This window comes from Streptomyces sp. NPDC127068 (genome assembly GCF_042724695.1).
GTDB lineage: Bacteria > Actinomycetota > Actinomycetes > Streptomycetales > Streptomycetaceae > Streptomyces.
This window is the reverse complement of record NZ_JBHXEN010000007.1, coordinates 22,750-47,790: the sequence shown is the minus strand read 5'-3', so window position 1 is coordinate 47,790 and position 25,041 is coordinate 22,750. Positions and strand designations below refer to the sequence as shown.

The 25,041-nt window shown below is 73.8% G+C and carries 24 protein-coding genes and 1 pseudogene; 13 read left to right on the top strand and 12 right to left on the bottom strand.

Annotated elements, in window-relative coordinates:
* Positions 1-193: 193 nt before the first annotated feature.
* Complete coding sequence (locus ACFWIA_RS06025; protein ID WP_387000841.1) at positions 194-340, top strand: SCO1431 family membrane protein; 147 nt, start codon at positions 194-196, stop codon at positions 338-340.
* Between the two features lie 152 nt (positions 341-492).
* On the top strand, positions 493-1,209 hold the full coding sequence (locus ACFWIA_RS06020; RefSeq protein ID WP_387000839.1) for a TetR/AcrR family transcriptional regulator: 717 nt from the start codon (positions 493-495) through the stop codon (positions 1,207-1,209).
* Positions 1,210-1,271: 62 nt separating this feature from the next.
* Here the strand turns inward: ACFWIA_RS06020 and ACFWIA_RS06015 are convergent, their stop codons facing one another.
* Positions 1,272-2,516 (bottom strand): glycoside hydrolase family 18 protein, encoded by a 1,245-nt coding sequence (locus ACFWIA_RS06015; RefSeq protein WP_387000838.1) that lies wholly within the window; start codon positions 2,514-2,516, stop codon positions 1,272-1,274.
* Positions 2,517-2,947: 431 nt separating this feature from the next.
* On the opposite strand from ACFWIA_RS06015, the gene ACFWIA_RS06010 reads away from it, so the two are divergent.
* A complete protein-coding gene (locus ACFWIA_RS06010; protein WP_387000836.1) occupies positions 2,948-4,120 on the top strand; it encodes an acyl-CoA dehydrogenase family protein in 1,173 nt (390 codons plus the stop codon).
* Positions 4,121-4,141: 21 nt separating this feature from the next.
* Here ACFWIA_RS06010 and ACFWIA_RS06005 read toward each other — a convergent pair whose 3' ends face one another.
* Positions 4,142-4,267: a hypothetical protein gene (locus ACFWIA_RS06005; protein ID WP_387000834.1), complete on the bottom strand. Its 126-nt coding sequence runs from the start codon at positions 4,265-4,267 to the stop codon at positions 4,142-4,144.
* Between the two features lie 509 nt (positions 4,268-4,776).
* Positions 4,777-5,211 carry a hypothetical protein gene (locus tag ACFWIA_RS06000; RefSeq protein WP_387000832.1) on the bottom strand — a complete coding sequence of 145 codons (435 nt, stop codon included), beginning with the start codon at positions 5,209-5,211 and terminating at the stop codon, positions 4,777-4,779.
* Between the two features lie 253 nt (positions 5,212-5,464).
* On the opposite strand from ACFWIA_RS06000, the gene ACFWIA_RS05995 reads away from it, so the two are divergent.
* The 4 genes from ACFWIA_RS05995 to fxsA all read left to right on the top strand — a co-directional run bounded on the left by ACFWIA_RS05995 (position 5,465) and on the right by fxsA (position 9,748).
* Positions 5,465-5,905, top strand: a complete 441-nt coding sequence (locus tag ACFWIA_RS05995) for an Lrp/AsnC family transcriptional regulator (protein ID WP_387000831.1) — start codon at positions 5,465-5,467, stop codon at positions 5,903-5,905.
* A gap of 83 nt (positions 5,906-5,988) precedes the next feature.
* On the top strand, positions 5,989-7,638 hold the full coding sequence (locus tag ACFWIA_RS05990; RefSeq protein WP_387000828.1) for an amidohydrolase: 1,650 nt from the start codon (positions 5,989-5,991) through the stop codon (positions 7,636-7,638).
* Between the two features lie 570 nt (positions 7,639-8,208).
* Positions 8,209-9,072, top strand: a complete 864-nt coding sequence (locus ACFWIA_RS05985) for a polyprenol monophosphomannose synthase (protein ID WP_387000826.1) — start codon at positions 8,209-8,211, stop codon at positions 9,070-9,072.
* A 94-nt stretch (positions 9,073-9,166) separates the two neighbouring features.
* Positions 9,167-9,748 carry an FxsA family membrane protein gene (gene fxsA, locus ACFWIA_RS05980; RefSeq protein WP_387000824.1) on the top strand — a complete coding sequence of 194 codons (582 nt, stop codon included), beginning with the start codon at positions 9,167-9,169 and terminating at the stop codon, positions 9,746-9,748.
* 93 nt (positions 9,749-9,841) lie between these two features.
* On the opposite strand, the gene ACFWIA_RS05975 is transcribed toward fxsA, so the two are convergent.
* The 4 genes from ACFWIA_RS05975 to ACFWIA_RS05960 all read right to left on the bottom strand — a co-directional run bounded on the left by ACFWIA_RS05975 (position 9,842) and on the right by ACFWIA_RS05960 (position 13,378).
* On the bottom strand, positions 9,842-10,216 hold the full coding sequence (locus tag ACFWIA_RS05975) for an RNA polymerase-binding protein RbpA (protein WP_099500427.1): 375 nt from the start codon (positions 10,214-10,216) through the stop codon (positions 9,842-9,844).
* 267 nt (positions 10,217-10,483) lie between these two features.
* Positions 10,484-11,848 (bottom strand): MFS transporter, encoded by a 1,365-nt coding sequence (locus tag ACFWIA_RS05970; RefSeq protein ID WP_387000822.1) that lies wholly within the window; start codon positions 11,846-11,848, stop codon positions 10,484-10,486.
* A 58-nt stretch (positions 11,849-11,906) separates the two neighbouring features.
* Positions 11,907-12,674 carry a glycerophosphodiester phosphodiesterase gene (locus tag ACFWIA_RS05965; protein ID WP_387000820.1) on the bottom strand — a complete coding sequence of 256 codons (768 nt, stop codon included), beginning with the start codon at positions 12,672-12,674 and terminating at the stop codon, positions 11,907-11,909.
* Positions 12,671-13,378 carry a YitT family protein gene (locus ACFWIA_RS05960; protein WP_387000818.1) on the bottom strand — a complete coding sequence of 236 codons (708 nt, stop codon included), beginning with the start codon at positions 13,376-13,378 and terminating at the stop codon, positions 12,671-12,673. Before ACFWIA_RS05960 ends, ACFWIA_RS05965 begins: the two co-directional genes overlap by 4 nt.
* A 106-nt stretch (positions 13,379-13,484) precedes the next feature.
* Here ACFWIA_RS05960 and ACFWIA_RS05955 point away from each other — a divergent pair, with 106 nt between their 5' ends.
* Positions 13,485-14,990 (top strand): PLP-dependent aminotransferase family protein, encoded by a 1,506-nt coding sequence (locus ACFWIA_RS05955; protein ID WP_387000816.1) that lies wholly within the window; start codon positions 13,485-13,487, stop codon positions 14,988-14,990.
* Between the two features lie 42 nt (positions 14,991-15,032).
* On the opposite strand, the gene ACFWIA_RS05950 is transcribed toward ACFWIA_RS05955, so the two are convergent.
* Complete coding sequence (locus ACFWIA_RS05950) at positions 15,033-16,694, bottom strand: hypothetical protein (RefSeq protein ID WP_387000815.1); 1,662 nt, start codon at positions 16,692-16,694, stop codon at positions 15,033-15,035.
* Between the two features lie 65 nt (positions 16,695-16,759).
* On the bottom strand, positions 16,760-16,954 hold the full coding sequence (locus tag ACFWIA_RS05945) for a hypothetical protein (protein ID WP_073791794.1): 195 nt from the start codon (positions 16,952-16,954) through the stop codon (positions 16,760-16,762).
* A 426-nt stretch (positions 16,955-17,380) separates the two neighbouring features.
* Here ACFWIA_RS05945 and ACFWIA_RS05940 point away from each other — a divergent pair, with 426 nt between their 5' ends.
* Together ACFWIA_RS05940 and ACFWIA_RS05935 are read left to right on the top strand one after the other, a co-directional pair.
* Positions 17,381-17,791 carry an ankyrin repeat domain-containing protein gene (locus tag ACFWIA_RS05940; RefSeq protein WP_387000813.1) on the top strand — a complete coding sequence of 137 codons (411 nt, stop codon included), beginning with the start codon at positions 17,381-17,383 and terminating at the stop codon, positions 17,789-17,791.
* Positions 17,792-18,069: 278 nt separating this feature from the next.
* Positions 18,070-19,488: a HEAT repeat domain-containing protein gene (locus tag ACFWIA_RS05935; protein WP_387000811.1), complete on the top strand. Its 1,419-nt coding sequence runs from the start codon at positions 18,070-18,072 to the stop codon at positions 19,486-19,488.
* A gap of 78 nt (positions 19,489-19,566) precedes the next feature.
* On the opposite strand, the gene ACFWIA_RS05930 is transcribed toward ACFWIA_RS05935, so the two are convergent.
* From ACFWIA_RS05930 to ACFWIA_RS05920, 3 genes are read right to left on the bottom strand one after another with little or no spacing between them, the layout of a single operon-like run.
* A complete protein-coding gene (locus tag ACFWIA_RS05930; protein WP_387000810.1) occupies positions 19,567-20,463 on the bottom strand; it encodes a biotin-dependent carboxyltransferase family protein in 897 nt (298 codons plus the stop codon).
* 31 nt (positions 20,464-20,494) lie between these two features.
* Positions 20,495-21,112, bottom strand: a complete 618-nt coding sequence (locus tag ACFWIA_RS05925; protein ID WP_387000807.1) for an allophanate hydrolase subunit 1 — start codon at positions 21,110-21,112, stop codon at positions 20,495-20,497.
* The gene (locus ACFWIA_RS05920) at positions 21,109-21,867 is read right to left on the bottom strand and encodes a LamB/YcsF family protein (protein WP_387000805.1); all 759 of its coding nucleotides are present in this window, start codon (positions 21,865-21,867) and stop codon (positions 21,109-21,111) included. Before ACFWIA_RS05920 ends, ACFWIA_RS05925 begins: the two co-directional genes overlap by 4 nt.
* Positions 21,868-22,001: 134 nt before the next feature.
* Here ACFWIA_RS05920 and ACFWIA_RS05915 point away from each other — a divergent pair.
* From ACFWIA_RS05915 to ACFWIA_RS05905, 3 genes and pseudogenes are all read left to right on the top strand, one after another.
* A pseudogene (locus ACFWIA_RS05915) lies at positions 22,002-22,220 on the top strand (GntR family transcriptional regulator); the annotation flags it as partial.
* Between the two features lie 209 nt (positions 22,221-22,429).
* Positions 22,430-23,959, top strand: coding sequence for a hypothetical protein (locus tag ACFWIA_RS05910; RefSeq protein ID WP_387000803.1), 1,530 nt, complete (start codon positions 22,430-22,432; stop codon positions 23,957-23,959).
* 127 nt (positions 23,960-24,086) lie between these two features.
* A complete protein-coding gene (locus tag ACFWIA_RS05905) occupies positions 24,087-24,980 on the top strand; it encodes a hypothetical protein (protein WP_387000800.1) in 894 nt (297 codons plus the stop codon).
* Positions 24,981-25,041: the final 61 nt, after the last annotated feature.

Below are 25,041 nucleotides of genomic sequence, written 5' to 3'. Positions count from 1 at the left end.
CACTCCGGTCATCCGCCTCGTACGCCTCCGGCGCACCACGCGCGCCCCCGAGCGACGATCAGCGGGGGCACGGCCGACGACCGCGAGGGCGTGACCGACGTCTCTACCGCACGGGCGGTCGTGGATGGCACAGTGAAGGGGACCCGTCGGGGTGCCCCCACCGCACGACGCCGCACGACGACAGCGAGACGCCATGACCGCGACCTCCGCCACGGCCAGCACCGCCGCCACCCGCACGGGCGGCCCCCGGACCGACGGCCCCGCCGTCCTCGAACACGTGCTCGGCTGGACCCTGGTCGTCGTGGTCGCGCTGCTGGTCACCCGCCTCGGCCTCCTCTGAGGACGGGCGCCGCGCCGCGCACCTGGTGGCGGGGTGACCCGCGTCCCTTCCGGAGGGGCGACGAGGAGCCCGCGGAGGTGCCCCGAGGTATGGACACCGGTTCTGCCATACTGCCGAGTGTTCCGTCGCCAGCCGGGAGGCACAGGCCGCCTTTGGATACCAGCCAGCAGCAGCGACCCGGCGGTCCACGCGTCGCCGACACCGCACGGCCCCGGACCCGCGGCACCGACCGCTCCCTCACCCGGCGGGCCGAACTCATCGCCATCGGCCGGAAGTTGTTCGCCGACACGTCCTACGACGCGTTGTCGATGGACGACATCGCCCGACAGGCGCACGTCGCGAAGGGCCTGATCTACTACTACTTCGAGTCCAAGCGCGGCTACTACCTCGCGATCATCGAGGACGCCGTCGCCGGTCTCGTCGCCCGTGCCGGCAGCGACACCGACCTCCCGGGACGCACCAGGCTCGAACGCACCATCGACGGCTACCTGCGCTACGCCGAGCACAACCAGGCCGCCTACCGCACGATCATCAGCGGCGGCGTCGGGTTCGACTCCGAGGTGCACGCCCTGCTCGGCGGCGTGCGGGAGGCGATCGTCGACACCATCGCCGAGGGCGCGTACGGGCGTCGCGACATTCCGCGGGTGGCCCGGTTGGCGCTCCTCGGCTGGCAGTGGAGCGTCGAGGGCGTCACCCTCGACTGGATCGACCGCGCCGACCCGTCCCGGGACGAGGTCCGCGAACTGTTGGTCCGGCTGCTCGGCAGCACCCTGCGCACCATCGAGGAACTCGAACCCTCCTGCCCGGCCCCGCCGCCCCCCGTGACGGACGGACCCGCGCCTCCCGTCCCCGGGGCGCGGACCGGCTGACGGACACCACGAAGGGGCGGGACCCGCGACCGGGTCCCGCCCCTCCACGGTTGCCGTGGCGGCTAGTTGAGCGCCTTGATCAGCTCACCGTTGGCGGTGTCACCGCTCAGCTCCCAGATGAACGTACCGGCGAGGTTCTGCTGGTTCTTGTACGTCATCTTCGTGGCGAGCGTGGCGGGGGTGTCGTAACTCCACCACTCGTTACCGCACTTGGCGTAGGCGGTGCCACCGACCGTGCCGGTCGTCGGGCACTTGGCCTTGAGCACCTTGTAGTCGTCGATGCCCTGCTCGTAGGTGCCCTGGGCCGGGCCGGTGGCGCTTCCGCCGGGCGTCGACTGGGTGACGCCGGTCCAACCGCGGCCGTAGAAGCCGACGCCGAGCAGCAGCTTGGACGACGGGATGCCGAGGCCCTTCAGCTTGGTGATCGTGGCGTCCGAGTAGTAGTGGGGCTTCGGAATGCCGGGGTAGCTGGTGAGCGGCGAGTGCGGCGCGGTGGGGCCGGTCCGCGACCAGGCGCCGAAGAAGTCGTACGTCATCGGGTTGTACCAGTCGACGTACTGCGCGGCGCCCGCGTAGTCGGCGGCGTCGATCTTGCCGCCCGGCGAGGCGTCGGCCGGGATCGCGGACGTCACCAGCTGGGAACCGAACTTGGCGCGCACGGCACGCATCAGGTCGGTGTACGCGGTCCGACCGCTGGTGTCGCAGCCGGCGCCACAGGCGTTCGGGTACTCCCAGTCGATGTCGATGCCGTCGAACACCCCGGCCCAGCGCGGGTCGTTGACCAGCTTGAAGCAGGACTCGGCGAAGGCGGTGGGGTTCTTCGCGGCCTGGGCGAAGCCGTTGGACCAGGTCCACCCGCCGAACGACCACAGCACCTTGATGTGCGGGTTCTTCGCCTTGAGTTCCTTGATCTGGTTGAAGTTGCCGCGCAGCGGCTGGTCCCAGGTGTCGGCGACGCCGTCCACGGACTGGGCGGCCGGGTAGGTCTTCTCCAGGGCCGCGTACGAGTCGCCCATGCCGCACTGGCCGTTCTGGACGTTGCCGAAGCCGTAGTTGATGTGCGTCAGCTTCGCGGCGGAGCCGGAGGTCTGGATGTTGTTGATGTGGTAGTTCCGGCCGTAGACGCCCCATTCGGAGAAGTACCCGACGACCTTGGAGGTGCGCGGAGACAGGGGCTGGGCGTCCGAAGCGGCCTCGCCCGCGGTCGCCGTGCTGGCCCCGGCGAGCAGGCCCGCCCCGAGGACGGCACAACAGGCGGCGGACAGGAGCGCCCGGAAACGGGCACGGGGACGGTGCGAATGTGACATCGACTCACCTCGTGGGGGAGAGGAAAGGGTGGGGGGAAGTGCTGCTGACGTACCGAGTCGGGCGTACGGGCGCCGGTCCCTGGACGCTGGGGGGCGTCGGGTACGCACCGGCTGGGCGCGAACACGTGGGGTGTTCGGGGGGAACAGTAGGAGGACTAGACCAGTCGGGTCAATGGTGCGTACCAAGTTCCACCAGGCTGTTCGAAGATCAGAACCAGTGACGAACTGCCTCCGATCGGGCATACTCGACGCGCCACAGCCACCGGTCGGCTTCGCTCCGCGAACCGGAGCGCCACCCTCGGCTGGGGCAGTGCCGAAACTCCGGGGACCGGGGCTGCGCCACCGGCGTGGAACCCGTGCCGCGGATCTGCCGGAGACGCTCGCCGCACCCGGGCGGGCGCCCCCGAACTGCCCGACAGGGAGGACCGCACATGCCCGACCACGTCCCACCGCCCGTGGACCGGATCGCCCCCACGGACGAGGCCCGGGACCTGTTCTCGCTCGTGCGGGAACTGGCCCGGCGGGAGATCGCCCCGACGGCCGCCGAGGAGGAGGAAGCGGGTCGCTTCCCCCGCGAACTCTTCACCCTGCTCTCCGAGTCCGGACTGCTCGCCCTGCCCTACGACTCCGCCCACGGCGGCGGCGACCAGCCGTACGAGGTGTACCTCCAGGTGCTGGAGGAACTCGCCGCGGCCCGGCTCACCGTCGGGCTCGGGGTCAGCGTGCACACCCTGGCCTGCCACGCCCTCGCCGGTTTCGGCACGGAGGAGCAACAGGCCGAACACCTGCCCGCGATGCTCGGCGAGGGGCTGCTGGGCGCGTACTGCCTGTCCGAGCCCGCGTCCGGCTCCGATGCCGCCTCGCTGCGGACCAAGGCCGTCCGGGACGGCGACGACTGGGTGCTCACCGGGACCAAGGCGTGGATCACCCACGGGGGGATCGCCGACTTCTACACCGTCCTGGCCCGCTCGGGCGGCGCCGGCGCGCGCGGCATCACGGCGTACCTGGTGCCGGGTGACGCGCCCGGGCTGAGTGCCGCCGCCCCCGAGCGGAAGATGGGCATGAAGGGCTCGCCCACCGCCCCGCTCCACTTCGACGGGGTCCGGGTGTCCGACGCGCGGCGCATCGGCGCGGAGGGCCAGGGCTTCGCCATCGCCCTGTCGGCGCTCGACTCCGGTCGGCTGGGCATCGCCGCCTGCGCGATCGGGGTGGCCCAGGCCGCGCTGGACGCCGCGGTCGGGTACGCCGTCGAGCGGCGCCAGTTCGGCCGTCCCGTCGCCGACTTCCAAGGGGTGCGCTTCCTGCTGGCCGACATGGCCACCCAGGTCGCCGCGGGACGTGCGCTGTACCTCGCGGCGGCCCGGCTGCGGGACGCGGGCCGCCCGTTCGGCAAGGAGGCGGCCATGGCCAAACTCCTGTGCAGCGACGCGGCGATGAAGGTCACCACCGACGCGGTGCAGGTCCTGGGCGGGTACGGCTACACCGCGGACTTCCCGGTGGAGCGCTACCTGCGGGAGGCCAAGGTCCTCCAGATCGTCGAGGGCACCAACCAGATCCAGCGCATGGTCATCGCCCGTCACGTGGCCGGCCCGGAGTCCTCCTGACCCCGGGCCGCCCCCGCGCACCTAGCGGAGCGGCCCCGCGGCCGTTCCGCCGAACTGTCCCGGGCGCACCAGGGGCGCGGCGAGCCGTTCCCACTCCGGGTCGGGGGAGCCGGGCAGCACCCGGCCCCCCGCGGCCCACCGGGCCACCAGCGCCTGGTAGATCGGCGGATCGGCGTCCGGCGCCGCCGGCGGCGCACCGGCCGTGAGACGCGCCGGCAGCGGCCGGGGCGCAGGGCGTCGCCGTGGGAGCGGTCGCTCGGCGCGGCGGGCCGGTAGCGCTGGCCGCGGAATCGATTCTTCAGGTGGGGCGACGAGAACGCGGCGCATCCTGCCCGAACTCGGAAGGGTCGAGGTCATGCCATGGCCAACGCCCGGGCGAACACGGCGGTCACCCCCGACGGCGGTCGTGCATGCGTACGACGGTGTCCACGGACGGGGGACTCGCCGTCACGTCCGCCGACCGCTCAGGGGCGCGGGGCGTCGGGCGACCCCGCTCGGTGGGTCCTGGTCAGGGACCCGGTTCCGGCCCGGCGGTCCGCGAAGCCGCGGCGTCGGGAGACGGTCGTGGCGCCCCCGGGCCGGCGTCCGGACAGGGGACGCCGGAGGAACGGTGCGTGGGTGAGGTGGGGGTGCGTCGCGCGGAGGGCGCGGGGCGCTCAGGCCGCGTCGCGCCGCATCTGCGGGACCCGGATGGGGCGCGAGCCCGGCCCGCCGACGTGGGAGAACGGCTGGGTGCGCCAGTTGAGTCCCTGGGGGAGCGTCAGCAGCACGGCGGTGTCGCCGTCGGATTCCGGGGTCGGCTCCTCCTCGCCCGCGGGCCGGGCCACGGTGGCGGGGCGGCCCGTGCCGGCGCAGACCTGGAGGCCGAACGGGTTCCAGGGGGTGGGGCACGTCGCGTGCTCCGGGAGGACGTCCTCGTCGTCCAACAGGGCGATGGGCCGGGCGCAGTCCGGGCAGATCACCCGGAAGATCTCGATGGTGTCGTACAAGTCGAACTCGTCGTCGCCGGGTTCGACGCCCTCCGGCTCGGGCTCGACGACCGGCTGCTGCTTCAGCCGGGACAGACGACCGGGGCGCTTCAGACTCTGCATGTGGGAACTCTCCCCCTCGATGGGCGGGCCGGGCGCTCGGCTTCGGCCACAGCAAGCATTTCCCGTCCGGCCGTGGCGATAATCGCGTCGGATGTCCGGACACCACCAACGGGTTGTGGTGTTCGTCACACAAGCGGGGGAGCGGGGGGTGGAGCGGCGGCCGAACGGCCCGTCGCGTCACCGATTGGTCTCGGAACGGAGCCGAACGCCCTTACGGTATCCCTGGCGATCATCAGAGCTGTAGGTTTCCGCCATGGAGGAGCTGGATCGTCAGATCGTCGAGTTGCTCGTCAAGGACGGGCGGATGAGCTACACCGACCTCGGCAAGGCCACCGGCCTGTCCACGTCCGCGGTGCACCAACGGGTGCGGCGGCTGGAGCAGCGCGGGGTGATCCGCGGGTACGCCGCGGTCGTCGACCCGGAGGCCGTCGGCCTGCCGCTCACCGCGTTCATCTCGGTGAAACCGTTCGATCCCAGTGCTCCCGACGACATCGCCGAACGCCTGGCCGGCGTACCGGAGATCGAGGCGTGCCACAGCGTGGCCGGGGACGAGAACTACATCCTCAAGGTGCGGGTCGCGACTCCGCGCGCGCTGGAACACCTGTTGAGTCGGCTGCGCGGCCTCGCCGGGGTGTCCACCCGCACGACCGTGGTTTTGTCGACCCCCTACGAGGCGAGGCCGCCCAAGATCTGAGCCGACCACCGCTCGGCGCGCCCGGACCGGGTCGCGACGGACCCGGCGCCGCGACGCGGCGGGCCTGCCAGGACACTGGTCGCATGAGCCAGCGCACAACCACCCCGGACCGGGCGCCCGACCCGAGCACCGTCCTGCTACGCGGGGGAGAGATCCACTCGCCCGCCGACCCCTTCGCCACCGCGATGGTGGTGTCCCGGGGGCAGGTGGCCTGGGTGGGGTCCGAGGGAGCGGCCGACGCCTTCGCCGCGACCGCCGACACGACCGTCGACCTGGAGGGCGCGCTCGTCACCCCCGCCTTCACCGACGCCCACGTCCACACCACCTCCACCGGCCTCGCCCTCACCGGCCTGGACCTGACCACGGCCGCCACCCGCGACGCCGCTCTGGAACGCGTCCGGGCCCACGCCGGGGCCCGCCCCGACGACCGGGTGCTCCTCGGCCACGGCTGGGACGCCGCGCGCTGGCCGGACACCCGCCCCCCGACCCGCGAGGAGCTGGACGCCGCCACCGGGGGCCGCCCCCTCTACCTCTCACGCGTCGACGTCCACTCGGCCGTGGTCAGCACCGCCCTCCTCGACCTGGTCCCCGGCATCACCGGCAAGCACGGCTACGCCGTCGACGCGCCCCTCACCCGGGACGCCCACCACGCGGTGCGCGCCGCCGCGTTCGCGGCCGTCACCCCCGCCCAGCGCGCCGGGGCCCAGCGCGCGGCGCTGCGGCACGCCGCCTCGCTCGGCATCGGCTCGGTGCACGAGTGCGGCGGACCCGAGATCTCCAGCGAGGACGACCTGACCGGGCTGCTGCGGCTGGCCGGCGAGGAGCCCGGGCCCCGGGTCGTCGGCTACTGGGGCGAGCGGGTCACGGGCGCCGCGGACGCCGAACGCATCCGCTCCCTCGGCGCGGTGGGCGCCGCCGGCGACCTCTTCGTCGACGGTTCCCTCGGCTCCCACACCGCCTGCCTGCACGAGCCGTACGCCGACGCCCCGCACCGCGGCGCTTCCTACCTCGACGCCGCCGAGGTGACCGCCCACGTCGTCGCCTGCACCGAGGCGGGCCTCCAGGCCGGGTTCCACGCGATCGGCGACGCCGCGGTCAGCGCCGTCGTGGAGGGCTTCCGCGCCGCGGCCGAAAAGGTCGGGCTCGCCCGTGTCCGGGCCGCCCGCCACCGGGTGGAGCACGCGGAGATGCTCACCCCCGAAACGATCGCGGCCTTCGCCGAACTGGGGCTGACCGCCTCCGTCCAGCCCGCGTTCGACGCCCGGTGGGGCGGGGACGAGGGCATGTACGTCGAACGGCTCGGTGTCGAACGCGCCCGTTCCCTCAACCCCTTCGCCGCGCTGCTGCGCGCCGGGGTCGCCCTGGCCTTCGGCTCCGACAGCCCCGTCACCCCGCTCGACCCCTGGAACACCGTCCGGGCGGCGGCCCACCACCGCACCCCGGAGCACCGGGTGTCCGTGCGGGCCGCCTTCGCCGCCCACACCCGCGGCGGCTGGCGGGCCACCGGACGGGACGACGGAGGCGTGCTGGTGCCCGGAGCGCCGGCCGACTACGCCGTGTGGCGCACCGGGGCGCTGTTGGTCCAGGCCCCCGACGACCGGGTGGCCCGCTGGTCCACCGACCCGCGCTCCGGCACCCCCGGTCTGCCCGACCTGTCTCCGGGGTCCGAGCCGCCCCTGTGCCTGCGCACGGTGGTCGCCGGACGGACGGTGTACGTACGGCCGGGTGAGTGATTGGCGGGGTGGCGCGCATCCGGACGGGGGCGCGGTGCCGCACCGCGCGACCTGCGGGTCCTCGGCGCTGACCTGCGGGTTCCCGGGAACGATGCAGGTCGCGGAGGTATTGACAGGGAGCCGCCGGGGCCGGGTAGGTTCGGCCGGGTCCACCACTGGACGTCCGACCGGCGAACGTCCGCGCAGTCGTCGAACGCCGCTGGGTCAGGGGTGGGGCACCGTGCCCGGTGTCCCACCGCTGGGAGCCAGGCCCAGTTCCCGCGCCTCGGGGGCGGGGGAACGTTCCGCCGGTCGGAGGTCCCCCCGGCTCCCCGAGGAGCCCGGGGCCGCGTGGGACCGATGGGGCCCGGCCGCTCAGTAGACAACGGACCCGGTCGATCCGCAGCCAGCGGGTCCCGGGCCGGACCGAAGGGTTGCCGGGCCCCGATCCGTGCCCGATCCGTGCCCCGCGCCGTTCCCACGGCGCGACACCCGGGCGAAGTCCGGCCCTCCGTGCCGGTTGCGGCACAGGTGTACGGGTCGCGCCCACTATGGTGGACACCTGCGTACGACATGCACGAAGGGGCTCCTGTGAACGACGGCGACGCGATCTCCTCGGCCGATGCCGAAGAGCGGCGGTTCGGCCCACTGGGTACGGCCTTGGTCATCATCCCGACCTACAACGAGGCCGAGAACATCAAGTCGATCGTCGGTCGCGTCAGGGAATCGGTTCCCGACGCGCACGTCCTCGTCGCCGATGACAACAGCCCGGACGGCACGGGCGGGCTCGCCGACGAGCTCGCCGCCGCGGACGAGCACGTCCACGTGCTGCACCGCAAGGGCAAGGAGGGGCTGGGCGCCGCCTACCTCGCCGGCTTCCGGTGGGGCCTCGCCGAGGGGTACGGCGTCATCATCGAGATGGACGCCGACGGCTCCCACCAGCCCGAGGAACTGCCCCGACTGCTCACCGCGCTCAAGGGGGCCGACCTCGTCCTCGGATCCCGCTGGGTCCCGGGCGGCCGGGTCGTGAACTGGCCCAAGTCCCGCGAGTTCATCTCCCGCGGCGGCAGCACGTACTCGCGGCTGCTCCTGGACGTACCGATCCGCGACGTGACCGGGGGCTACCGCGCCTTCCGCCGGGAGACCCTCGAAGGGCTCGGTCTGACCGAGGTCGCCTCCCAGGGCTACTGCTTCCAGGTCGATCTGGCACGGCGCGCCGTCAAGGCCGGGTTCCACGTCGTCGAGGTGCCCATCACCTTCGTGGAGCGGGTGCACGGCGATTCCAAGATGAGCCGGGACATCCTGGTCGAGGCGCTGTGGCGGGTGACCTCCTGGGGCGTCACGGAACGACTCGGCAAGCTGAGGTCGCACGGCTCCGCGACCACGCCGAAGAGCGTCGAGCCGACCCCCGCGGAGCGCAGCGGCGCCGGGGCCCCGGGCAACGAGAACCGCTGACCCGCGGCGCGCGGGACCCTGAGCGGGTCCCGCGCAGGATTGTTGACCGTCCCGCTTTATGCCGGGCGCATGTCCGGCCAGGCACACTGGATGCATGACGACCGGTGTACCGACCCCGCCACGCCCCACCCGTTCCCGGCCCGGCAAGCTCCGGAGGATCATCCCGCTGGCCTTCGTGGCCTGGTTCGTGCTGGAGATCTGGCTGCTCACGCTGGTCGCCGACGCGGCCGGCGGGTTCACCGTCCTGTTGCTGCTCGTCGCCGGTGCGGTGCTGGGCGGCGTCGTGATCAAGGCCGCCGGTCGGCGCGCCTTCAAGAACCTCAGTGCGGCCGTCCAGCAGGCCCAGGACGGGGCGCTGCCGCAAAGCCCCCGGCCGGGGGAGGGCAGCGGTCTCGTGATGCTCGCGGGGCTGTTCCTGATCGTCCCCGGGATGATCTCCGACGCGGTCGGACTGCTGCTGTTGCTCCCACCGGTGCGGGGACTCATCGGGCGGCGGACGGAACGCGCCCTGGAGCGCCGGATGGCCGCGGCGGGTGGCGGCGACGGTTTCCTCGGCGATGCCTTCCAGCAGGCCCGGATGCGTCGCCCGGACGGGAAGGTCGTTCCGGGCGAGGTGATCCGGGACCGGGAACCCGCTCCCGAGCAGGACGGGCCGCGCCCGCCCCTCACCCCCTGACGGGAAAAGCCGCGGGCGGGTGCCCTACCTGAAGGGGCACCCGCCCGGAGGCGATGGAGCTGTTCTGTTTTCCCACCTGCACCCCGGACGGGGTCAGGCGGACTTGCGGCTGTCCCGCGGATGAACGGCGATGTTCATCGCGCCGCTGCGGAGTACGGCAAGCCGCTCCTCAAGGACCTCTTCGAGTTCCTCGCGGGTGCGCCGCTCCATCAGCATGTCCCAATGCGTTCGAGCGGGCTTCGCCTTCTTCTCCTCTGGGCCTTCGCCGTCCACGAGGAGTGCTTGGGCCCCGCAGACCTTGCACTCCCACTCCGGCGGGATCTCCGCCTCCACAGAGAAGGGCATCTCGAATCGATGCCCCTTCTCGCATGCGTACTCCACGGCCTGGCGCGGGGCCAGGTCGATGCCGCGGTCCGTCTCGTAGCTGGTCACCACGAGGCGCGTGCCGCGAAGAGCTCGCTCACTCATGAATCGTGCCTCCCGGGCTTGTCGCCCACAGGACAGGTGTCGCTGTCGTCGTCATCCGGTCAACGTCCGGTCGGCGGTAAAGATTCCCGTTCCGGGTTCCTGCGTCGCCGTCGTAGCCGCAGCCTTGTTGACCAATGCAGTACCCACCCGCGCCCGGTTTGTCACATCTGATGAGAGATGTAACCCAACGTTTCGGCTGGTTTAGCGCGCAGTAACGGTACGCCTGGCAGGCCAAAGGCGTACACTACCGCCCTTTGCCCCCGTGCGCTAAATCCGTTCCGGCACCGGATTGCCCGCGTCGCGCACCGCCCGGCGTACCGGAACCCGTGCGAGCAGGAAGAACCCGAGCACGAAGAAGGCGACCAGGGACAGGATCGCGTCCCGATAGCTTCCGGTCACCTGGTACGTCAGGCCGAAGAGCAGCGGACCGAGCCAGGACATCCCGCGATCGCTCATCTCGTACGCGGAGAAGTACTCCGCCTCCTTGCCCGGCGGCACCAGGTGGGAGAACAGCGAGCGCGACAGGGCCTGCGTACCGCCCAGCACCAGACCGATCCCGGCGGCCAGCAGGAAGAAGAAGACGGGAGCCCCGGCCGGGAGGAAGTACCCCGCCCCGAGGATCAGCGTCCAGGCGACCAGCGAGGCGAGGATCGTGCGCTGCGCCCCGTAGGTCCGGGCCAGCCGCCCCATGCCGAGGGCGCCCGCGATCGCGAGGAGCTGGACCAGCAGGACCGCCACGATCAGGGTCGACTGGTCGAGCCCCAGTTCTTCGGAGCCGTACAGCGAGGCCTGGGAGATCACGGTCTGCACCCCGTCGTTGTAGACGAGGTACGCGAGCAGGAACGCGAGCGTCAGCGGCTGCCGGCGCATCTCGCGGAAGGTGGCCGCCAGCTGCCGCCAGCCGGCGGCGGCGCCCCCCGCGCCCCGGGCGCCCGCTGTCTTCTCCGTGCGGCGGTCACGCAGACGGCGCAGCGGGATCACCGTGAAGGCGCCCCACCACACGCCCGCCGACGCCAGGCAGATCCGCACCGCGGTGCTCTCCGAGACGCCGAAGTCGTCGTGCCGCAGGAACAGGACGAGGTTGGCGACGAGCACCAGCGCGCCCGAGGTGTAGCCGAAGGCCCAGCCGCGCGAGGACACCGCGTCCCGCTCCTCGGGGCGGGCGATCAGCGGCAGGAACGAGTTGTACAGGACCATCGACACCGCGAGGGACGCATTGGCGACGACGAGCAGGAGGCCGCCGAGCAGATAGCGGTCGCCGCCCAACAGGAACATGCCGGTCGTGGCCGACGCTCCGGTGTAGGCCGCGGCGGCCAGCAGCGGCTTGCGGCGGCCGGTGCGGTCGGCGACGGCTCCCGCGATCGGCATGACGAGGATCGCGACGATCACCGACAGGGACACCGAGTACGCGAAGAAGGAGCCCGCCCGCACCGGGACGCCGAGCGGGTGCACGTAGCCGTCGGCGTCGGCCGCCGCCTTGGCGATCTCGGTCAGGTACGGGCCGAGGAAGACGGTGAGGACCGTCGTCGAGTACACGGAGCAGGCCCAGTCGTAGAGGTACCAGCCGTGCTGTTCGCGCCGCCGCTGCCCGGCGCCGTCATCGGGATCCGTCCGCACGGCCTCGGCCCCCACCGGCCCCCTCGCTTCCCCGTCGTGCTCCCCGGCGCGGGAGGCCCGTGCGGGGGTGCGCTCAGACCCAGGCGCCCCGGTCCGCGAGGACCGACCGCAGGGTGTCGATGTGATCGGTCATGATGCCATCCACGCCCAGGTCCAGGAGCGCGTGCATGCGTGCGGGGTCGTTCACCGTCCACACGTGCACCGGGAGTCCGCGGGCGTGCGCGGCCCGGACGAAGCGCCGGTCCACCACCCGTACGCCCGCTTGCACCTCGGGGACCTGGACGCACACCGCCGAACCGCGCACCGGAGCCGGCACCCCGTACGAGCGCAGCCGCAGCCCCAGCACGCCCCGCACGCCCAGCGAGGTGGCGAGCCGGGGGCCGCCCAGGCGTCGCGCCCTCGCCACCCGGGCCTCCGCGAAGGAGCTCACGCACACCCGGTCCCAGGCCCCGGTGCGCCGTATCAGGTCCAGCAGCGGCACCAGGGCGGAGTCGGACTTGGCGTCGACGTTCCAGCGCGCCTCGGGGAACCGGGCCAACAGCTCCTCGAAGAGGGGGACCGGCTCGGTGCCGCCCACCCGTGCCCGGCTCACGGCGGACCAGGGCAGTGCGGTGATCGCCCCGGAACCGTCGGTGACCCGGTCCAGGGTCGCGTCGTGGAAGGCGACGAGCTTGCCGTCGGCGGTGGCGTGGACGTCGGTCTCCAGATAGCGGTAACCCAGCTCCACCGCCCGCCGGAAGGCGGTCACGGTGTTCTCCAGGCCGTCCGCGGCGCCCCCGCGGTGGGCGAACGCGAGCGGAGCGGGGTGGTCCAGATAGGGGTGGTGGGGCTGAGGGGTCACTTGCGCAGTATCGCCCGGCCTCCTGCGGCGACGGGAACCCGGGACGCCGGGGCGGTGAAGAGCCGCAGGAAGAACTGGGCCAGCGGACCGATCGCCAGCGCGTACACGACCGTGCCCGCACCGACCGTGCCGCCCAGCAGGAACCCGGTGGTGACGACGGCGACCTCCAGACAGGTGCGGACCAGCCGGATCGACCTCCCGGTCCGCCGGTGCAGCCCCGTCATCAGGCCGTCGCGCGGGCCGGGGCCGAAGCGCGCGGCGATGTAGAGCCCGGTGGCCACGCCGTTCAACGCCACCGCCGCGACCATCAGCGGGATGCGGACGGCCAGGGCCCGGGCGTCCGGCACCAGGAACAGGGTCGCGTCCATCACGAGGCCGATCACGACCACGTTCGAGACGGTGCCGAGCCCCGGACGCTGGCGCAGGGGTATCCAGAGCAGCAGCACCAGCGCGCCCACGACGATCGTGACCGCGCCGATGGTCAGGCCCGTCAGCCCGGCGAGCCCCTGGTGCAGCACGCCCCACGGTTCGAGGCCGAGCCCGGCCTCCACGAGCAGGGCGCAGCTCACCCCGTACAGCGCGAGCCCGCCGTACAAGCGGAGCAGTCGGCGAGGGAGCGGATCGGGGGGAGCCGCCTCGGGGGCGGGGACGTTCCGCTCGGCGCCGGTCGTCCCGGACGGGGGAGAGGGAGGTGAAGTCGACACGAACACGCGCTGCCCCTGAGTGGTGGTAGTGGCCTGCCTCGTGTCACTCTGTGGCGGGGACATCGCTTCGTTCCATGGCCAATTCGAGGAAGGTGGACTGAAGAGCATGGCTCAGTGGACCTCAACGGTGGGCTCGGCCCAGCTCGCCCGTCTGCTCACCTCGCAGCAGACCCGGCCGGCCGGCCCCGGCAGCCGTCGACCACCCGCGTACCGGGCGCTCGCCGACGGAGTCCGTCTGCTGGTGCTGGAGGGCAGGGTTCCGGTGGGCGCCCGACTCCCCGCCGAGCGCGAACTCGCCCTCGCGCTGTCCGTGAGCCGCACCACGGTGGCCGCCGCGTACGAGGAGCTGCGCAACGAGGGCTTCCTGGAGTCCCGTCGGGGCGCCGGGAGCTGGACCTCGGTGCCGGCCGGGAACCCCTTCCCCGCGCGCGGCCTCGAACCGCTGCCCCCGGAGGCCCTGGGATCCATGATCGACTTGGGCTGCGCCGCGCTGCCGGCCCCCGAGCCCTGGCTCACCCGGGCGGTGCACGGCGCCCTGGAGGAACTGCCGCCGTACGCCCACACCCACGGCGACTACCCGGCCGGGCTGCCCGCGCTCCGGGAGATGATCGCCGCCCGCTACACCGCTCGCGGCATCCCCACCATGCCGGAGCAGATCATGGTCACCACCGGGGCGATGGGCGCCACCGACGCGATCTGTCACCTCTTCGCCGGGCGCGGCGAGCGGATCGCCGTGGAGTCGCCCAGCTACGCCAACATCCTCCAGCTCATGCGGGAGGCCGGCGCCCGGCTCGTCCCGGTCGCGATGGCCGAACGCCTCGGCGGTTGGGACCTGGACCGCTGGCGTCAGGTGCTCCGGGACGCGGCGCCCCGGCTCGCGTACGTCGTCGCCGACTTCCACAACCCGACCGGGGCCCTCATCGGGGAGGACCAGCGGCGCGCTCTGGTGGAGGCCGCCCGCGCCGCGGGAACGGTGCTCATCGTGGACGAGACGATGAGCGAAGTGGCTCTGGAACCGGACCTGACGATGCCCCGCCCGGTCTGCGGGTTCGACCCCGCGGGCTCCACGGTGATCACGGTCGGCTCCGCCAGCAAGGCGTTCTGGGCGGGCATGCGGATCGGCTGGGTCCGGGCCTCCCCCGATGTGATCCGCAGCCTCGTCGCGGCCCGTGCCTTCGCCGACCTCGGCACCCCCGTCCTCGAACAGCTCGCCGTCAACTGGCTGCTGCGCGGCGGCGGCTGGGAGGAGGCCGTCGCGCTGCGCCGCGCCCAGGCCCGGGAGAACCGGGACGCCCTGGTGGCGGCGGTGCGACGGGAGCTGCCCGACTGGGAGTTCGAGGTGCCGGACGGCGGTCTGACGCTGTGGGTGCGCACCGGCGGGCTCTCCGGCTCCCGGTTGGCGGAGGTGGGGGAACGGGTCGGCATCCGGGTCCCGTCCGGACCCCGGTTCGGGGTGGACGGGGCGTTCGAGGGGTACGTCCGGCTGCCGTTCACGGTCGGCGGCGCGGTCGCCGACGAGGCGGCGGCCCGGCTCGCGGCGGCGGCGCGACTGGTCCGCAGCGGTGCGGCGGGGGCGAACGGGGCCGAGCCCACGCGCACGTTCGTGGCCTGACCGGACCGGACCGGGCCGCCCGGGTGGTCTGACCGGGGCGGGTCAGCTCTCCAAGGCCGCGGTCGCCCGGCGCGAGGGCACGTCCCGGGTGGGTGCGTCCGACGCGTCCCCCTCCCCGGCGGGCGGAAGGACCTCGACCGCCGCAACTGCCTCGGCCGGGTTCTCGCCCGGTGACGTGGCCTCGGCCGGGGCAGGGGTCGCCGCGGCCCGCTCCGGCAGCAGTGCCAGCACGGCCTGCCGGTGCGCCTCGCTGGTCGCCCCGTCGTACGGATCGGGCGTCGCGGGCACCTGCAACCGCAGCACGGGTCCGTCGCCGAGGCGGGCGTACCCCCGGCCCGGCGGCACCTCCTTGACGGGCGTGGTGTGCGGTGCCGCGCCCAGGACCGCTTCGGTGCCCTCGACCACCGGCCCCAGGGTGACCCGCGCCCGGGTGTGCCGCAGGACCGCCTCGGCGAGTGCGTCGAGCGCGTCGTACTGTTCCGCGACCACCACCGTCACGCCCGCGGCCCGACCGTGCCGCAGCGCCGTCTGGAGCAGGGCCTGCGGATCACGGGTGCCGTCCGCCGCGGCCAGGTGTCCGAGTACCGACGGCCGGTCCACCAGGAGGTACAGCGGGCGCCGGACGTCCTCGGGCGGCGGGCTGCCCGCGCGACGGGCCTCGTGGGCGTCGGTGAGCCGCCGTTCCGTCTCGTGCGCCGCCCACCCCAGCCCCGCGAGCGCGCCGGAGAGTCCGGTCTCGACGGCGAGGACGCCGGTACGGCCGATCAGGCACGCGAACTCGCCCGTCCCGGCACCGTCCACCACCAGGACGTCGCCGTGGGGGAGCGCCTGGAGGGCCAGGGAGCGCAACAGGCTGGTCGTGCCGCTGCCCGGCCGTCCGACGGCGAGCAGATGCGGCTCGGTGGACCGGTGGCCGGTGCGCCAGACGACGGGCGGTTCGTCGCGGACGCCGTCGCCGTGGACGACCGGGAGGGTGCGCTGCACACCGGTGGGGTCGGTGAGGCCGAGCACGAGTTCGCCGGGCGCCGTGACGAACCGCTGCGCGACGATGTCGGTGGGCAGCGGGGACAGCGCGGTGACCGTCAACTCGTTGCCCTCCTCGTCCCAGTCGAAGCGGTACTCGCGCCCGCGCCCCGACTTGCCGTGCAGCACCTGTTCGATACGGGCGCGCGCGGCCGGCTCGCCGTCCGTGAAGTACGCCGGGTAGCGCACCAGGAGGCGCGAGAGGCGGCCGTCGTCGAACTCGAAGGCGCCGAACGCCTGCTCCCAGTCGCCGCCGTGCGCGTACAGCGGGCTGGGGTCCTCGGGGACGGAGAAGTACGGCACCAGCGCCTCGTACAGCGAGGTCAGGCGGTGCACCTGGGACTCGTCGGGGCCGGCGGGGGCCGCGGGGGTCCGGTCCCGGCCGGACCAGGCCGCCGCCGCCATCAGGGTGACCACGGCGAGGGCCGGTCCGTACGGGACCAGTGCCACCACCAGGACCAGGGAGGCGGCGAGGAACAGCAGCCCGCCGCGCCCGTCCTTGGGCGTGGCGGCCCACTTGCGCCGCCCGGCCGCGGCCAGCCGGCGCAGTCCGCGCGCGATCGTGATCAGCGGATGGAGGACGTCGGTGGCGCTGTCGGCCGCCGACCGGGCCAGCTCCCGGCTCCGGGCGATCGGTGCGCTGCCGTCGCGCAGCAGACGGGGGAGGGGGCGCCGGACCACGTCGGTCTCCTGGGGTGCGTGCGAGGGGTGGGTGCGGAGGGGGGGCGGGGAAGTGCGGCGGACCGTCAGAACTTGATTCCGCCGAGGAGGCTGGCGAGGCTCGCCCCGCCCGCCTTGATGCTGGGGGCGATCGCCGTGCTCGCCAGGTAGAAGCCGAACAGGGCGCACACCACGGCGTGCGAGCCCTTGAGGCCGTCCTTGCGGAAGAACAGGAACACGATGATTCCGAGCAGCACGACGCCTGAGATGGAGAGGATCATGGGGTTTCTCCTGGTCGGTGGGGACAGTCACCATGAGCTGTTCCAGGCTCACAGCAGGTATCCGTACGATAAAAGGTGCAATGGGGTGAATTGCTCGATGTTTCGCCTGAGTGGCGTACGTCTGTTCACCCGTCCGGCAGGGGTTCCCCCGCCCACGGTCCACGGGCCCGGCGACCGGGACCGGGCCGGCGGCGACCCGAACGGGCACGCCCGTGACCCGAACGGGCAGGCGCCCGGAGCCGGCGGGGCCGCCGAACGGGGAGCCGCCGTCACCCCCGGGCGCCGCCGCTGAGGCACCCGCAGGGGCAGTACCCTGTCGATTCACCCGTCCGGGGGACCTCTGTGTTCCTTCGGTCTCTTCGACACCGTCCGAGGGCCCACCGGCACCCGTAGGACCTGCACACACCGAGAGAGAGGCACCGTCCGATGAGCGAAGCCCCCGAGCCCGGGGCCACCCCCGACGCCGACGTCGTGGAACTCGCGACGAAGCTCTTCGAGCTGGCCCGCACGGGGGACGCCGACCGGCTGGCCGCCTACGTCGACGCCGGAGTCCCGGTGAACCTCACCAACGACCACGGCCACACCCTCGTCATGCTGGCCGCCTACCACGGGCACGCCGACGTGGTGCGGGCCCTCCTGGAGCGCGGCGCCGACCCGAACCGGCCCAACGACCGCGGACAGACCCCCCTCGCGGGAGCCGTCTTCAAGGGCGAGGACGAGGTCGTCAGGGTCCTGTTCGAGGGCGGCGCGGACCCCGGCACCGGCAGCCCGTCCGCCACGGACACCGCCCGGATGTTCGGCAAGACCCAGCTCCTGGAACTCTTCGGCGCCGGCTAGAGCACCCGCCCCTGACCAGGCGGAACGCCGGTCCGGGAAATCGGTCGCGGCATTGTGAACGCCTGGGTCATCATGACCACGTGATTCATGGACGCGACGGATGGGCAGGTGTTGCCGCACCGCGCGGGCCCTGAACGGCCCGGCACGGGCCACCGACGAGAGGCAGAGGAAGATGGTCTACAGCAAGCAAGAGACGACGGGCGCCCCGACGTGTTGTCGCGTGACCTGGTAAATGCGAATCTCCGGTCGCGTCGACGCTTGATGTGAGGCTGTTTCCCATGTTCGATTCGGGTATAGCGCCCAGTGGCACGTTGCTAGGTCTCCTCCAGAGAGGCCGTGGCGACGGCACGCTCCACGCGCTCACCGCTCCGCGGGCCGACGCGCTCGCGGCACTGAACCAGTGCGTTCTCCACGACCCCCGCCACGACTGGCAGATCGAGAACCGCTCCCTGTACTACGCGCGGCTCTACCTCGACCTGCACGGCGAACTGGACGCCGTCGAGGTGCACCTCTTCCACCCGGAGGACGTCCTCGACACCCGCGACTCCCGGACCGGGCTCGCACTGGCTGTCCTCGGCCACCTCGCCTCCTACGGGCGCCGAGACGCCCTGGACCTGCTGCGGCGGTACGCCACGCACGGCACCAACTGGGCCTGGGCCCTCGACGAACTGGCGCTGCGCGACGACGACGCCGGGCTGCGCGCCCTCGCCGTCCCCGTCCTGGCCCGGTTCGCCCGCGATACCGAGGGCGAGGCCGCGCTCGCCGCCGCAGTCCGCGACGCCTACGAACCACGACCCTGGCGCCTGTGGGCCGACGACCCCCGCGAGGCGGTGGCCGGCCGGGTCCGGGCCGCCGGCGAACAGGGCTCCTTCGACCGCTGGCAGCGCCAACTCGACTCCACCGGGCCGCGCCCCGGCTGGAGCGTGCGCGCGGTCCTCGACTGGGCCGACCAGGGCGCCGAACGCGGCACCCCCCTGCACGCGCCCGCCGCCCGCTGCCTCACGGCCGTCGCCGGCCCGCAGGACCGTCCCGAGATCACGCAAGCCGCACTGAGCGGCACCGACGGCGCCCGCTCGGCCGCCCTGCGCTACCTCGCCGACGCCCACGACCCCCTCGCCCTCGACCTGATCGAAGCGGCCGTCGCCTCCCCCTCGGTGACCGTCGTGGAGGCCGCCGTCGAGTCGTTCGAACGCATGCGCAGCGTTGCCGCCGTGGACCGCGCCCGGGCCTGGGTCCAACGGCCCGACGCCCTGGGGGCCGCCGCCGGACGCGTGCTCGCCTGCCGGGGCGGCGCCCGCGACGCGACCCTGGTGCTCGGCGCGCTCCGGGAGGCGGTGCGGTCCGAAGGCCCGGACGCCGCGACCCTGTGGACCCTCGTGGACGGCGCGGGTCGACTCGCCATCGTCTGCGCGGCCCCGGTGCTGCGCCACGTCTACCGCGAGACCGCCTCCTCCCATCTGCGGGGGCGCGCGGCCCGCGCCCTCGCCGCGACCGACGGGTCCTTCCCGGCCGGGTTCGCCGTCGAATGCCTGTGGGACTGCGAGGAGAGCACCCGGGAGATCGCCGCGCGGCACGCGGAGACCGGTGACGCGCGGGTCGTGGAGCGGCTGCGCAGGCTCGCCGCGGACCCGGCGGAGGAGGACGAGGTCCAAACGGCCGTCCGCAGCCGCATCGGCCCCGACGCCCCGGCCGTCTGAACCCCTCCGGGAACGGGGCGCGGGCACCCCGTTCCCGGACCGACCGCACCGCCGGCGCGCGGTACCGGACGCGGTCGGTCAGCCGTGACCGCGGCGGCGCCCCGCCGGTGCCGCCACGAACCGCACGGGCGTGCCCGGCGCCGCCTGTGCGGCGGCCGGCAGATCGGCCTCCCGGACGACGGCGACCACCGGATAGCCACCCGTCGTCGGATGGTCCGCGAGGAACACCACCGGACGTCCGTCCGGCGGCACCTGCACGGCGCCCAGCACCAGGCCCTCACTGGGCAGCTCGCCCCCGACGGCCCGGTGCAGCGCCGGCCCCTCGGTGCGCAGCCCCACCCGGTTGCTCGCCGGGGACACCCGGTACGCACGCGTGGTGAGCGTGCGCAGCGCCGCGGCGGTGAACCAGTCGGCGCGCGGCCCGAACCGCACCCCCAGCACCAGTTCCCGGCGCCCACCGGGCGGACCCGGCTGCGGTGCGGTGTCCACCCGGGCGACGGGCGGGCGTCCCGGTCCCAGCGGGAGCACGTCCCCCGCGCCGAGCGGCGGTGGCCCGAGCCCGGACAGGAGGTCCGTCGAGCGGCTCCCCAACACCGGGTCCACGGCCACGCCGCCGCCGAGCGCCAGGTAACTGCGCACCCCCGCGGTGGCCGGGCCGAGGTCCAGGACCGCCCCGGCCGGCACCCACAGGGCACTGCCCCACCCGCCCGGACGCCCGTCCACGGTGACCCGGCAAGGGGCCCCGGTCACCGCCGCCAGGACGCCGTGCCGGGGCCGCACCGCACAGCCGGTGACGGTGGTCTCCAGCACGGCGGCGCCCTCCGGGTTGCCGACCAGCCGGTTGGCGAGCGCGGCGGCCGGCGGGTCGAGGGCACCCGAGCGCCCCACCCCGAGGTGGGCGTACCCGGGGCGTCCCCGGTCCTGCACGGTGGTCAGCGCGCCCGGCCGTACGAGGACGACGGCGCGGTCGGTCACCAGGACCCCTCCACCCGGGCCGTCGAACCGCTCACCGGCCCTCCTCCGTCACGAACCGGACGCGGACACCGGGGGAGAGCAGTGCGGCGGGCACCCGTCCGGGGTCCCACAGCGCCGCCTCGGTCGTGCCGATGAGCTGCCAGCCACCGGGCGACGCCCGCGGGTACACCCCCGTGTACGGTCCGGCCAACGCCACCGAACCCGCGGGCACCGTCGTGCGCGGAGTTGCCCGGCGCGGCACGTCGTAGTGGTCCGGCAGACCCGTCAGATAGCCGAAGCCGGGTGCGAAGCCGCAGAAGTCGACCCGGAACGCGGTACCGGAGTGGATCGCCGGCACCTCGTCGACGGACACCCCCCACCACGCGGCGACCTCCGCCAGGTCCGGCCCGTCGTAGCGCACCGGGATCTCGACGGTGTCCGCCGGGTTCGCCCGGGGCGGCGGCACCGTCCAGGTCGGAAGCTGTGCCGCGAGGCCCCGGGGGTCGTCCAGGCCGTCGAGGAGGACCGTGCGCGCCGCGGGCACGATCTCGCGCACCCGCAGCGTCCCGGCGTCCCGGCGGCGCACCAGTTCCGCGTGCAGCGCCTGCGCCGCCGCACCGCTGTCCACCTCCACCAGCAGGGCGCGTTCCCCCACCTCCAGCGGCCTCATGCGAACGCCTCCACCCGCACCCCGGCCCGCTCCAACTCCGCCCGCACCCGACGGGCGAGCTCCACCGCCCCCGGGGTGTCCCCGTGCAGGCACAGCGAGCGCGCCGCCACGGAGATCTCCCGTCCGCCGTGGGCGCGGACCGAGCCGGTACGGGCGAGGCCCACCGCACGCGACACGACGGCGTCCGGGTCGGTGACCACCGCGCCGTCCGTGCCGCGCGGCACGAGCGTGCCCCCGTCGGTGTAGGCGCGGTCGCCGAACGCCTCCGTGACGACCGGTAGTCCGGCCGCCTCGGCGACCGCCAGGAACCGCGAGCCGGGCAGCCCCAGCACGGGCAGGGCGCGGCCCGCGAGGAGCACGCCCTCCACCACCGCGGCGGCCTGTTCCCCGTCGTGGACCACCCGGTTGTAGAGCGCGCCGTGGGGCTTCACGTACGCCACCGCCGCGCCCGCCGCCCGGGCGAACACCTCCAGCGCCCCTATCTGGTACGCCACTTCGGCCGCCAACTCCTGCGGCGGGACGTCCATGGCGCGCCGTCCGAAGCCCGCCAGGTCCCGGTACGAGACCTGCGCCCCGATCCGTACGCCGAGTTCCGCCGCCCGTGCGCACACCCGCCGCATGGTCAGTGCGTCCCCGGCGTGGAACCCGCAGGCCACGTTGGCGCTGGTGACGACGGACAGCAGCCGTTCGTCGTCGGTGAGCGTCCAGCGGCCGAAGCCCTCGCCCAGATCGGCGTTGAGGTCGATGGTGACCACGTGCCCTCCCTATCCTCTTCAGCAAGGTAGAGGATCGTTCAACGATCCCTCCATGCCCGTGTGGACTCGTTCTCGTCGGGGATCGTCGTCCCGCGGTTGTCCCGATTTCCGGGGGCTGCGAGGGAATCCCCGGCATGGCAGAACTGACCGGCCCGGTCGATGACCGGGTGCTCCTCGGCCGGACCAGCACCGCCGAACGGGTCGCGGACGTCCTCCGCGGACGCATCGCCGACGGGTGCTTCCCGCCCGGCACCCGCCTCTCCGCGGACTCCCTCGGCGGCGCGCTCGGCATCTCCCGGACCACCCTGCGGGAGTCCGTCCGGCTGCTCACCCACGAGCGCCTCCTGGAACACCTCTTCGCCACCTACCTGGACGACTCCCGCCGCCGGCTGGTCGAGGCGTACGGGGAGCGGACGGCCACCGAGCCCGGCCCCGGGTGACGTGCCGGAGCCCCGGAGCGCCCCCGTGCCCGGGCCCGGCCCACCATCACGGCAGACCGCCGCGCCCGGGGGCATCTGCGTCGTTTCGGTTGATGTCAGATCGAGGACCTAGGCTGTGCCCCGTGACTTCGCCTGTCTCGACGGAACCCGTTCCGCCCCAGCTCAGCGCGGGGCCGCGCCCGGCCCCGGGCCCGGCCGCCGACGAGGGCCTGGCGCGGCGCCTGCGCGCGCTCGCGTGCACCGCCCCGCTCCACGACCTCGACGCCCGCAAGGCGAACCTCGCGGGGGAGTACTCGGTCTACGGCATGGCCGAGGTCGCGCTGTCGGCGATCGACCTCGTCACGCTGAACATGGACTTCGACACGGGCGCCGACCACGACCAGATAGTGGCCCGGCTCGTGCCCCGCATCGCCGCACAGGCGCCCCGGCGCCCCGCCGAGGAACACGAGCGGGTCGCCCGCTGGGTCCTGGAGAACCTGATCAACGTCGGCAGCGTCGACCGCGGCTTCCGCGCCGTGTACGGCACCTTCGCGACGGACGGCAGCTACGTACGGCGCGACTACGACTTCAAACTCATCGAGGAGGTCTCCGGCTACGGCGGCGGGGTCTACCTCCGGACCACCGACGAAGCCGTCAACGTCCTCGTCGGCGCCCTCGACACCGATGTCACCAGCGCGCAGATCGCCGCCGAGGTCAAACTGGAGGTCCTGATCCGTCGGGGCCGCCTCGCCGACGCGCAACTCGCCGCCGAACAGGCCCGCTACCGCACGGTGCAGTACTCCGAGACGCTGCGCCGCGCCCTCGACGCCACCCGGCGCAACGTGCGCGCCGTCGACTGGCTCCACGGCGTCCCCGACATGATCGACGAAGCGCTCGACCACGTCGCCGACCGCTACCGCCACGAGAACGCGATCCTCACCAACATCCGCAAGGCCCGCGACGAGTCCGAGGACCCCGAACAGAAGCGCCGCGCCGCGGAACTCGTCGACATCGTCAAGGACTGCATCCGCCGTCACACCCAGCTCCAGGCCAGGCTGCTCGAAGCGGGCCCCCTGTTCCGCGCCGAACAGGACCGTCAGGCGTTCGCCCCGCCCACCGCGAGCGCGGGCCTCGACCTGTACGGCCAACTCGTCGCCCCGACCCTGCCGCTGCCCGTCGCGCACGCCACCCGGGTCACCGACGCGTTCTTCGCCCACGGCACCGGCCTGCGCACCCCCGTGTCGGTGCGCGTGGCCGACCTGGTCGACATCCTGCTCACCCCGCCCCTGGAACGGGAGCACCTCGGCGCGGAGATGCCCGAACCCGATCTGATCGCCACCCCCGACGACAGCCGCTTCAGCGACGAACAGCTCGCCCAGGCGATGCGGCTGCTCGACCTGCCCCCCGACGCTCCCCGGCGGCTGTCCGGACTGCTCGCCGAGGCCCGCCGCGGCGGCGACCACGACCTGCCCTACCTGCTCGCCCTGCTCGCCGTGCACGCGGCGAGCCCCGCCGTGGGCACCGCCTACCGCCAGGGCGAGGAGAAACTGCTCTTCGCCGTCGACGACGGCACCGAGCTGGCGGACCCCGAGTTCGGCGGCGCCGACCTCATCGTCGGCACCGCCCTCCTGGACGCCCTGGGCATGGCCGCCGACCGGACGGAGGCCGTGTGAGACCCGCCCCCGCGCCCCGGGCACCGGGCCGCGACCGCACCCCCGGCCGGCCCCGCACGCACCGTGCCTCCCTCCGTTCCACCCGCCCCACCGGCACCACGAACCACCCGATCGAGGAGTACCAGCCGTGAGCGACCACCACGCAGACACCGCCGCGTGGAGCGAGCCGGAGGACCGGCAGCACGCCGCGGCCCCCGCCCCCGTCACCCCCGCGGACACCGCTGACGCCGCCCGGCTCGTCGCCTTCGGACTCCAGCCCAAACTCCAGCCCGCCCGCGACCAGGAGTACGCCGAACTGCTGCGCCGCTACCGCGAGGACCCCGCGTTCGCCCGGCTCGCGGACGCCGTCGCCACCGGCCTCGGCCTGGTCGTCCTGGAGGTGTCCCCCCGCGCGGGCATGGCCGTCACCGCCGCCGAGGACTCCGTCTTCGCGGTCCGGATGGGCGACTACGCCCGCCGCACCGCTGCCGACTCCACCGACCGCTTCCTGCACGGCCTCGCCCACCTCGCCGTCGCCGCACTGGCCTTCCCCCGGCCCGAGGACCTCGTCGACGACGGATACATCGGCAGGGTCACCGTCAACGGCGTCGACGCCTTCGTCCGGCAGGCGTGCCGACGACTGGAGGAGCGCGCGGCGGAGGAGGGCGAGAACACCGACCCCGCGTCCGGCGAGCCCGGCCTGGAGGCCGCTTGGCGGACCTGGGCGCGCCGCAGCTCCACCGGCGCCACCAAGGACGCCCGCAGACTCGCCGGGTCCACCACCGGGATCGTCGCCAAGGCGGTGGCCTTCCTCACCGACTCGGGCTTCCTCCAGCGCACCGGGGACGACGCCGGCGGCACCTTCCGCACCACCGCCCGCTACCAGCTCCAGGTCCGCGACCTGGCGGGCGGCGCCGCGATGGCCGAACTGCTCGACCTCGGCGTGGTCCCCGTCACCGACGGCACCGCCACCCTGCTGCCCGCCGACCAGGCCGACGACCTGGAACTCGTCGCCGACGCCGGCCTCCCGTTCCACTCCTGACCTGACCTGACCTGACCTGACCTGACCGGACGGCAGCCCGTCGTCCCCGCGGCAGGTCCGC

Bases quoted from the DNA above. Each gene is read 5' to 3' on its own strand.
- ACFWIA_RS06025 (WP_387000841.1), top strand. From the start codon at position 194: ATGACCGCGACCTCCGCCACGGCCAGCACCGCCGCCACCCGCACGGGC.
- ACFWIA_RS06015 (WP_387000838.1), bottom strand. From the start codon at position 2,516: ATGTCACATTCGCACCGTCCCCGTGCCCGTTTCCGGGCGCTCCTGTCC.
- ACFWIA_RS06010 (WP_387000836.1), top strand. From the start codon at position 2,948: ATGCCCGACCACGTCCCACCGCCCGTGGACCGGATCGCCCCCACGGAC.
- ACFWIA_RS06000 (WP_387000832.1), bottom strand. From the start codon at position 5,211: ATGCAGAGTCTGAAGCGCCCCGGTCGTCTGTCCCGGCTGAAGCAGCAG.
- ACFWIA_RS05995 (WP_387000831.1), top strand. From the start codon at position 5,465: ATGGAGGAGCTGGATCGTCAGATCGTCGAGTTGCTCGTCAAGGACGGG.
- ACFWIA_RS05990 (WP_387000828.1), top strand. From the start codon at position 5,989: ATGAGCCAGCGCACAACCACCCCGGACCGGGCGCCCGACCCGAGCACC.
- fxsA (WP_387000824.1), top strand. From the start codon at position 9,167: ATGACGACCGGTGTACCGACCCCGCCACGCCCCACCCGTTCCCGGCCC.
- ACFWIA_RS05975 (WP_099500427.1), bottom strand. From the start codon at position 10,216: ATGAGTGAGCGAGCTCTTCGCGGCACGCGCCTCGTGGTGACCAGCTAC.
- ACFWIA_RS05955 (WP_387000816.1), top strand. From the start codon at position 13,485: ATGGCTCAGTGGACCTCAACGGTGGGCTCGGCCCAGCTCGCCCGTCTG.
- ACFWIA_RS05945 (WP_073791794.1), bottom strand. From the start codon at position 16,954: ATGATCCTCTCCATCTCAGGCGTCGTGCTGCTCGGAATCATCGTGTTC.
- ACFWIA_RS05940 (WP_387000813.1), top strand. From the start codon at position 17,381: ATGAGCGAAGCCCCCGAGCCCGGGGCCACCCCCGACGCCGACGTCGTG.
- ACFWIA_RS05935 (WP_387000811.1), top strand. From the start codon at position 18,070: ATGTTCGATTCGGGTATAGCGCCCAGTGGCACGTTGCTAGGTCTCCTC.
- ACFWIA_RS05925 (WP_387000807.1), bottom strand. From the start codon at position 21,112: ATGAGGCCGCTGGAGGTGGGGGAACGCGCCCTGCTGGTGGAGGTGGAC.